We start from the raw sequence: 8,114 nt of genomic DNA on the forward strand, positions 1-8,114 counted from the left end.
GGCTCCTCCCCTAGCCTTTAAGTTAGGTTGAAGGTCAACACCGGAGGCCCGGCCCATGCTGATCGGCGACATTGCCAGGCGCACAGGCCTCTCGGCCTCCCGCATCCGGTTCTACGAGACCCAGGGGCTGCTCAGGGCCTCGCGCCGCGCCAACGGCTACCGGACCTATGACGCCGACGCGCTCGTCACCCTGAACATCATCACCAGCGCCCAGGACGCCGGCTTCACCCTCGAGGAGGTCCGCCGCCTCCTGCCCGGCGATCCGTCCAGCGTCCACGATGGCGGTCTGGTCGGCGCCCTGCGCGCCAAGCTCGCCGACATCCGCGCGATGGAAAGGCGCCTGGCGCGGACACGGCGGCGGCTGGAGGCTTTGGTCGCCGACATCGAGCAACGCCCCGACGGCCTCTCCTGCGAAGAGAACGCCGACCGCATCCTGAAGAACTTCGAAGCCTCGGCCTCCCAGGCCTAGTCCGCCGGCCCCTTCTTGTCCCCGCCCGGCGCAGACGGCGGCGGCTCCGCCTCCTCTTCGCCCTCCTTGGCGCCGGCCGCCTCGGCCTCGGCCGTGGTCCGCCCGGCCATCAGCGCACGAGCCTGGGCGGCCATGCGCCCGCCGTGCGGAGCATTGGCCACCACCGCCAGGATGCGGTCGGCCTCGGCCTTGCGCCCCTTGCCGATCAGCACCGCGCCGGCGATATAGGACGCAAAAGCCACGCCCGGCGCCAGCCCGCCGACCATGTAGACGTCCAGCTTGCGCGGACTGCGCCCGTCCGGCGGCGGATTGTGCAGCCGCAGGACCGCGTCGAACGCCGTCAGCCTGGCGGCCATCTCGCGGACCTTGGCCTCGCGCCCCTCGCCATAGACGACGAAGCGGTCGGTCTCGGCGCGATACCACTTGGCCTGCGCCGCGCCGGGCGCGACGAGGGCCGTCAAAGCGCCCGCCAGGGCCGCCCATTTCCGAAACATAGCTCCCCCAGGGCCGCGGTTGCGCCGCCAACTTAGCGCGCGCATGACGGGTGTCGAGCGCTCAGCCCTTCGCCGCCTTCGGGCTGGCCCCGGTCCAGCGCTTGTAGGCGCGCGAGAAGGCGCTCGGATCGGAAAAGCCCAGCAGGTAGGCGGTCTCGTTGACTGACAGCTTGCGGCTGGAGAGATAGCCCTCGGCCAGGTCGCGGCGCAGGGCCTCCAGCACCGCCTCGAAGCTCGCCCCCTCGTCCTTCAGCCGCCGGTACAGCGTCTGCTGGCTCATGTTCAGCTCGCCCGCAACCTCGGCCATGTTCATCGGCCCCTTGTGCAGCCGCGCGGCCAGCAGGCCCTCGACCCGTCCGCGCAGGGTCCGGCCCTCGGCCAGCCGCGCCATCAGCCCTTCGGCGTGCTCGATGAACACCCCGAAGACGTAGCCGTCCGGCCGCCGGACCGGCGCCGACAGCCACGAGGGCGCGATCCGCATGGCGTTGCGCGCGGCGCCGAACGTCACCGGCGCTGCGAACACCCGGTCGTACTCGGCCGCGTGGGGCGGGCGCGGATGGGTGACCTCCACCGCCTTCACGAACTCAAGGTCGCCGTGGTGACGGCGCACCTCGCAGACGAACCGCGACAGCGCCGACTCGGTCAGTTCCGGAAAGGCGTTGGGGTTCGGCCGCCGGTCCTCCAGCCACAGGCCGTCTTCGCCCCGCGCCAGGTGGAAGCGGTCCTCGCCGCCGGGAATGTCGACCTCGGCGATCAGCCGGCGGTAGCGGCTGAGCTGCACGAAGCCCTCGCCCATGGTCGCGGCCGAATGGGTGATCAGCCCGACGATGGAAAAGGCGTCCAGCCGCGTGTGCTCGCTGAAGTGCAGGGCCAGGGCGCCGTCGCCGGTCATGTCCTTGGCCGTCCGCATCAGCACGACATAGCGGTCCATCGCCACGCGGTTGTCGCGGTCGGCGAGATCGCCTTCCGCGATCCCGGCGGCGGCCAGCAGCCGGGTCCTGTCCGCACCCTTCGAGACCGCGAAGTCCAGCAGCGCCCCTGCGTATCCGGCCGAGACCGTGGATCTGGTCATCTCATCCTCTGATCGCCGGCGTCATGATTCTGGCGGCGGCGATCATGGCCACGGCGCGCGCTCGCCGCCTAGCCTCTCCAGCCGGGCAGGGGCGTCCGTCAGGTTCTGGGTGCGTATACATGGCGTTTAGCGAGCAATCGATGGACGGAGCGGCCGACCGCGCCCTGCGGGCCGTCGTCGTCTTCTGGTGGTGCGTCGCCGCCGCCGGGCTCTGGGTGTTCGGCCTCTACATCGCCGCGGTCTATGGAGTGGGGGTGGCGAGCGGCGACCTCGTCCGCTGGAACGTCGTCCTGCCCGACGGCCACGGCTATGTGCGCGGCGACGCGCCGGGCAATACGACGCTCGGGGTGCATCTGGCGGCCGCCTTCCTGGTCACGGCCAGCGGCCTGCTGCAACTGGTCCCTCGCCTTCGCGCCCGCGCGCCGGCTGTGCACCGCTGGAACGGGCGGCTGTTCCTGTCGGCCGGCATGGCCGCCGCCGTCAGCGGCCTTCTCATCGCCCTCACCCGCGGGGCGGTGGCGGGCGACTACATGACCGCCGGCAACGCCCTGAACGCGGCCCTGATCCTGCTCTGCGGCGGCATGGCCTGGCGGCGCGCAGTCCAGCGCCGCATCGCCGAGCACCGCCGGTGGGCCCTGCGCGCCTTCATCGTGATCAACGCCATCTGGTTCTACCGCCTGGGCATGATGTTCTGGTTCACGGTCAACCGCGGGCCGGTGGGCCATACCGACGCCTTCGACGGCCCGTGGGACATCTTCCTGGCCTTCGCCCATGTCCTGGTTCCGCTGGGCGTGATGGAGCTCTACCTCGCCGCCCGCGACCGCGGCGGAGCGCTGGCCCGCGGTCTCATGGCCGGGGGCCTGCTGGTCGCCACCCTGGCCATGGGCGTCGGGATCGCCGCCGCCGTCGCCTTCATGTGGCTGCCTCGGATCTAGGCGCTCAGCCAGGCGGCCAGATTGCGGAAGTAGCGCTCGGCCGAAGTCCGCCCCGCCGGGTCGCGGACGATGGCGTCGGAAGGCGCCTCGCTGACGAAGCTCGGACAGCCCAGGCGCGGGTCGAGGTTGTAGTCGCAGAAGTGATGAAAGGTGGACTGCGCCACCGCCCGCCCCTGGCCCGGCGCCTCGAAGGCGACGATCAGGTTGAACACCGCCCCGCTGGCTGCGCTGACGCCCGTCGCCACCACCTGCGCCCCCGGCGCATCAGGCGGGGCGCTGATCGCCCCCTCGTGCGGGTGGGCCGGCAGCCATGCGATCGTCCCGCCAGCGCCGTCGTCCAGCAGCGGATGGCCCGCCGCCGCCACGCCGACCGCCTGGACCTCGCCGTTGGCGCCAGAGTGGTAGTTGGGCCAGTCGATATAGGTCGTCTCCTGATCGTCGCGGCAGCAGCGCGCCGGGTCGGGCTCAGGATTGCGCGAGTGGAAGTGGTGCGCCCGGCCCAACTCCCCCAGGGCAAGCAGGCTGGAGCCCAGATCCTGGTGGTCTCGCGTCGCCAGCACCCCGCCGCCGCGGGCGCGGAACCGCGCGACGGCCTCGCCCTCGGCCGCGCTCAGCCCGTCGCCCACATCGACGGCGAACAGCCAGAGCTGGTCGAAGTCCGACCGGTCCAAGGCGATCAGCACCGGGTCCTCGCCCGCCTGCCGGTCGCGGGCGGTCACCTCGTGGCCGAGGGAGCGCAGATGGCCGGCCAGCAGCGAGAAGCGGCCGACGTGCCAATCGTCCTCGGTCGTCGGGATGGTGGTCTGGATCAGGATGCGCGCCATGCCGCGACGCTAGTCCTTCGGCGCGCCCGGGCAAGCGTCGGCAGGTTCCTGGACGAAGAGAGCCGAAACCTGCCGATAGAGCCCTCATCGGCGCCTTTTCAACGCCGCAAATCCGGCGCTCGCGTCCAGCGCGAGCCCAAGCGCGCCCGCGCTTTGCGCTGCGCTTCGGAAGCTTGGCCCTGGAGAGAGCCGGCGTTCAAAAATCTAAAACTGAACTTCAGTTCAATATGACGTCAGCGTCAGCGAACCAGCCTAAACTGCGCAGTAAGCATGGATGCCAACCCATGGTTGCGCCACCTCAAAACCTGCCGAAGCCGGCGCGGCGCGTGCCAGATTGTCGCATAGAGGCGACGCAAAACCCTGTTTTTTCAACCGCGTCCATCTATCGGCAGGCCAGGTGGTAACCATTTGTTCAAGCAGAACGCCCTACCCATGAGCGGAATGCGGCGAAAGGGCGGCGACAGCGCAGCTTTCTAGCCTCAAGTATTCGACAAACTAAAAAGCGCCAGGCGACGGCCGTGGCGCCGGCATGCGGAAGAACAGTAATGTGTAGCGCGGCGCCGCTCCCCCAGCCCGCAGCATATTCCAGGTCACCTGCCCGGCGCATGACCTCGACCACGGCGTGAAATCCGGCCGCGCGCCGCATCCTGTGACCGAGGACACCCAGTGTTTTTCGACGACCTGAAGATTTCCCGCAAACTGACCCTGGGTTTCGCCGCGGTCACCCTGACCATGGCCGGCATGGGCGGCGCGATGCTGGTCAATCTGCGCACGCTCGACCATGCCCGGGCCGAGATCAAGGAAAGCCGTCAGGTCCTCGGCGCGCTCGACGAAGCCAAATTCTACATGACCCGGCAGGAGAACAGCTATCGCGGCTATCTGTTGTCGAAGGACGATTACTACATCGAGCGGGTCAACAAGCACCGCGCCAACTTCAAGAAGCGCCTGGACGCCGCCCGCGCGGGCCTGGGCGACCAGCCCGAGCTTTCGGCCAAGGTCGACGCCGCCGGAGTTGCGGCCGACAAGTGGTACGCCGAGGTGTTCGAGGCCGGGGTTCGGCTGAGCGCCGATCCGGCCACCCTGCCCCAGGCCGTGGCCATGGTCGGGCCCAATGGCTCGGCCGACGCCGTCATCAGCCCGGCCGAGGACGCCATCGAGGCGGTCCAGACCGCGGTGACCAAGGAGGCCGAGCAGCTCCAGGCCCAGCAGATCTCGGCGACCCGCAGCGCCTATATCAATCTGGCCGGCGGCCTTGGCCTGGCGGTGATGATCGCCATCGGCCTGGGCATGCTGCTGACCCGGATGATCGCCGCGCCGGTCACCGCCATGACCGCCGCCATGCGCCGTCTGGCCCAGGGAGACTTCACGGCCATCGTCCCGGCCATGGGCCGCAAGGACGAGGTCGGCGAAATGGCCCAGGCCGTCTCGGTGTTCAAGGAAGCCGGCATCGAGAAGCTGCGCCTGGAAGGCCAGACCGCCGAGCAGCGCGCCCAGGCCGAGGCCGAGCGCGCGGCCCGCGAAGCCGAGAAGGCCCGTGAGGCCGAGCAGGACGCCATCGCCATCGGCGCCCTGGCCGAGGCCCTGGACAAGCTGGCCGCCGGCGACCTGACCCATCGCATCACCGCCGCCTTCGCGCCCAAGGCCGAGCAGCTGAAGACCGACTTCAACGCCGCCATGGGCCAGTTGCAGGACGCCATGAGCGTGGTGATCACCAATGTCCGCGGCATTAAGAGCGGCGCCGGCGAGATCTCGCACGCCGCCGACGACCTGTCGCGCCGCACCGAGCAGCAGGCCGCCAGCCTGGAAGAGACCGCCGCGGCGCTGGATGAGATCACCGCCACGGTCAACAAGACCGCCAGCGGGGCGCGGACCTGCGCCGAGGTCGTGCTCGGCGCCCGCGGCGACGCCCAGAAGAGCGGCGAGGTGGTGCGGCAGGCTGTCGCGGCCATGAGCGAAATCGAACAATCCGCCCAGCAGATCAGCCAGATCATCGGCGTCATCGACGAAATCGCTTTCCAGACCAACCTGCTCGCCCTGAACGCCGGGGTCGAGGCGGCCCGGGCCGGCGACGCGGGCAAGGGCTTCGCGGTCGTGGCCTCCGAAGTTCGCGCCCTGGCCCAGCGTTCGGCCGAAGCGGCCAAGGAAATCAAGACCTTGATCAGCGCCTCCACCCAGCAGGTCGGCCAGGGCGTGCACCTGGTCGGCGAGACCGGCGAGGCCCTGCAGCGGATCGTCGGCCGCGTGGCCGAGATCGACGGCCTGGTCGGCGAGATCGCCGCCAGCGCTCAGGAGCAGGCGGTCGGTCTGCAGCAGGTCAACACCGCTGTTAACCAAATGGATCAAGTCACGCAGCAGAATGCGGCCATGGTCGAGGAATCGACGGCGGCGAGCCACGCCCTGGCGGGTGAGGCCGAGGTGCTCGCGGGCTCCGTCGCACGGTTCAAGATCGGCCAGCCGCAAGGGGTTGCGGCCGCTCGCCGCCCGGCTGCGCCGGCGCCGGCTCTGAAGCGGCCGTCCCGCGACGGTTCGGCGCTCCGCAAGCCGGAGCCCGACCTCGACGGCTGGGAAGAGTTTTAAAGGCCCGCGTCCCGCGGGTCCGTGGGGGGACTATCAATGTCGGAGTCGCAAGCGCCCGCGGTCGTCAGCCTGCCGCCGGTCCTCGACCTGCAGGCGGCCGAGCCGCTGCGCGCCGAACTCATGGCCCTGCGCGGCCGGCCGCTGACGCTGGACGCCTCGCAGGTCACCCGCCTGGGCGGCCTCTGCCTGCAAGTCCTGATGGCTGCACGGAAAATCTGGGCGGAGGACGGCCACAGCTTAACTGTGGATCAACCGTCTTCGGGCTTTTCAGAGCAATTGGCTGCGTTCGGCGAGCCTGAGCTGCAATTCGGGTCCTAGGGGGTACCTCGTGAGCAAGACCGTTCTGACCATCGACGACAGCCGCACCATGCGGGAAATGCTGAACCATGCGCTGGTTCAGGCCGGCTACACCGTGATCCAGGCCGTCGACGGCGTGGAAGGCCTGGAAGTCCTGCAGGCCAACGGCGCCGACGTCGTCATCACCGACATCAACATGCCCCGCCTCGACGGCTTCGGCGTGATCGAAGGCGTCCGCGCCAATCCCAGCCACCGCGCCACGCCCATCCTCGTCCTCACCACCGAGAGCGACGCGGCCAAGAAGGAGCGCGCCCGCGCCGCCGGCGCCACCGGCTGGATCGTGAAGCCGTTCAATCCCGTGAAGCTGGTCGAAGCCGTCCGCCGCGTCGCCGCCTAACCCCGATCCGGAGCGCTCCGTTGGATCCGTTCGAGAGCATCAAGCAGACCTTCTTCCAGGAGTGCGACGAACTCCTGACCGACGCCGAGCAGGGTCTGCTGGCCATGGAGGCCGGCGATGCGGACTCCGAGACGATCAACGCCGTGTTCCGGGCGGTGCACTCCGTCAAGGGCGGCGCCGGCGCCTTCGGCCTGGAAGACCTGATCCGCTTCGCCCACGTCTTCGAGACGGTCATGGACGAGCTGCGCTCGGGCAAGATGGAGCTGACCGACGAGGTCGCCAAGGTCCTGCTGCGCGCCTTCGACGTGCTGGCCGACCACGTGGCCGCCGCCCGTGACGGGACCTTCGTCGACGAGGCCCGCTCGGCCGGCATGCTGTCGGAACTCAAGTCGCTGATCGGCGACGAGGGCGTGGACGACGGCGACCTGGGCGACGACGAGGACTTCGGCTTCGTGCCGATGACCGTCTCGATCGACGATGACGGCGCCGCGCCCGCCGCGCTCGACCTCGATCTGCCGCCGCCGGTGTCGATGGACGACTTCGCGCCGACCGCCGAGACCGAACCTGCCGGCGATGCGTGGATCATCGAATTCGCGCCGAAGACCGAAATGTACGCCAAGGCCAATGAAGCCGGCCTGGTGTTGCGCGAACTGGCGCGCCTCGGCCAGACCCAGGTGACCTTCGACGACAGCGCCCTGCCGCCGCTGGACCAGCTGGCCGCCGAAACCGCCTACCTTTCCTGGACCATCCGCCTCACCACCGACGCGGACGAAGCCTCGATCCGCGAGGTGTTCGAGTTCGTGGAGGACGACTGCACGCTTTCCATCCGCCGCGAAGGCGGCGAGGCCGCGCCTGCAGCGCCGATGAGCGACGACGACCTTGCCAAGGCCAGCGCCGACGCCCCGCTCGACCTTGACGCTCTGCTGGCCCGCGTGGCGGGCGGCGCGGCCGCAGAGGCCGAGCCCGACCCCCAGCCTGAAGGCGCGCCGGCCACCGAGGATGTCGCCTCGCTGATCGCGCGCGCCCAGGCCGAAGCCGTCCCGGCCGCG

General features: G+C 69.9%; 9 protein-coding genes. 6 read left to right on the top strand and 3 right to left on the bottom strand.

Features of this window, described 5'->3' with window-relative positions; all coding sequences use genetic code 11:
- The first annotated feature begins 55 nt into the window (after positions 1 to 55).
- Positions 56 to 469 (top strand): MerR family transcriptional regulator, encoded by a 414-nt coding sequence (locus ACE3T2_RS18810; RefSeq protein WP_374660171.1) that lies wholly within the window; start codon positions 56 to 58, stop codon positions 467 to 469.
- On the opposite strand, the gene ACE3T2_RS18815 is transcribed toward ACE3T2_RS18810, so the two are convergent.
- Together ACE3T2_RS18815 and ACE3T2_RS18820 are read right to left on the bottom strand one after the other, a co-directional pair.
- Positions 466 to 963, bottom strand: coding sequence for a hypothetical protein (locus tag ACE3T2_RS18815; RefSeq protein WP_374660172.1), 498 nt, complete (start codon positions 961 to 963; stop codon positions 466 to 468). The genes ACE3T2_RS18810 and ACE3T2_RS18815 overlap by 4 nt on opposite strands.
- 61 nt (positions 964 to 1,024) lie before the next feature.
- Positions 1,025 to 2,035 (bottom strand): AraC family transcriptional regulator, encoded by a 1,011-nt coding sequence (locus tag ACE3T2_RS18820; RefSeq protein ID WP_374660173.1) that lies wholly within the window; start codon positions 2,033 to 2,035, stop codon positions 1,025 to 1,027.
- 140 nt (positions 2,036 to 2,175) lie between these two features.
- On the opposite strand from ACE3T2_RS18820, the gene ACE3T2_RS18825 reads away from it, so the two are divergent.
- The gene (locus ACE3T2_RS18825; RefSeq protein WP_374660175.1) at positions 2,176 to 2,970 is read left to right on the top strand and encodes a DUF2306 domain-containing protein; all 795 of its coding nucleotides are present in this window, start codon (positions 2,176 to 2,178) and stop codon (positions 2,968 to 2,970) included.
- Here the strand turns inward: ACE3T2_RS18825 and ACE3T2_RS18830 are convergent.
- A complete protein-coding gene (locus tag ACE3T2_RS18830; protein ID WP_374660177.1) occupies positions 2,967 to 3,794 on the bottom strand; it encodes a hypothetical protein in 828 nt (275 codons plus the stop codon). The two genes, ACE3T2_RS18825 and ACE3T2_RS18830, sit on opposite strands and share 4 nt — an antisense overlap.
- Positions 3,795 to 4,460: 666 nt before the next feature.
- Here ACE3T2_RS18830 and ACE3T2_RS18835 point away from each other — a divergent pair.
- The 4 genes from ACE3T2_RS18835 to ACE3T2_RS18850 all read left to right on the top strand — a co-directional run.
- Complete coding sequence (locus ACE3T2_RS18835; protein WP_374660179.1) at positions 4,461 to 6,371, top strand: methyl-accepting chemotaxis protein; 1,911 nt, start codon at positions 4,461 to 4,463, stop codon at positions 6,369 to 6,371.
- 36 nt (positions 6,372 to 6,407) lie between these two features.
- On the top strand, positions 6,408 to 6,689 hold the full coding sequence (locus ACE3T2_RS18840) for an STAS domain-containing protein (protein WP_374660181.1): 282 nt from the start codon (positions 6,408 to 6,410) through the stop codon (positions 6,687 to 6,689).
- A 10-nt stretch (positions 6,690 to 6,699) separates the two neighbouring features.
- On the top strand, positions 6,700 to 7,065 hold the full coding sequence (locus tag ACE3T2_RS18845; RefSeq protein ID WP_374660183.1) for a response regulator: 366 nt from the start codon (positions 6,700 to 6,702) through the stop codon (positions 7,063 to 7,065).
- 20 nt (positions 7,066 to 7,085) lie between these two features.
- A partial coding sequence (locus ACE3T2_RS18850; protein ID WP_374660185.1) for an Hpt domain-containing protein occupies positions 7,086 to 8,114 on the top strand: 1,029 nt, incomplete at its 3' end.

The organism is Phenylobacterium sp., assembly GCF_041919955.1.
Lineage (GTDB): Bacteria > Pseudomonadota > Alphaproteobacteria > Caulobacterales > Caulobacteraceae > Phenylobacterium.

What these genes read in the sequence shown, in the direction of transcription:
- ACE3T2_RS18810 (WP_374660171.1), top strand. Translation starts at nt 56, where the DNA reads ATGCTGATCGGCGACATTGCCAGGCGCACAGGCCTCTCGGCCTCCCGC.
- ACE3T2_RS18815 (WP_374660172.1), bottom strand. Translation starts at nt 963, where the DNA reads ATGTTTCGGAAATGGGCGGCCCTGGCGGGCGCTTTGACGGCCCTCGTC.
- ACE3T2_RS18820 (WP_374660173.1), bottom strand. Translation starts at nt 2,035, where the DNA reads ATGACCAGATCCACGGTCTCGGCCGGATACGCAGGGGCGCTGCTGGAC.
- ACE3T2_RS18825 (WP_374660175.1), top strand. Translation starts at nt 2,176, where the DNA reads ATGGACGGAGCGGCCGACCGCGCCCTGCGGGCCGTCGTCGTCTTCTGG.
- ACE3T2_RS18830 (WP_374660177.1), bottom strand. Translation starts at nt 3,794, where the DNA reads ATGGCGCGCATCCTGATCCAGACCACCATCCCGACGACCGAGGACGAT.
- ACE3T2_RS18840 (WP_374660181.1), top strand. Translation starts at nt 6,408, where the DNA reads ATGTCGGAGTCGCAAGCGCCCGCGGTCGTCAGCCTGCCGCCGGTCCTC.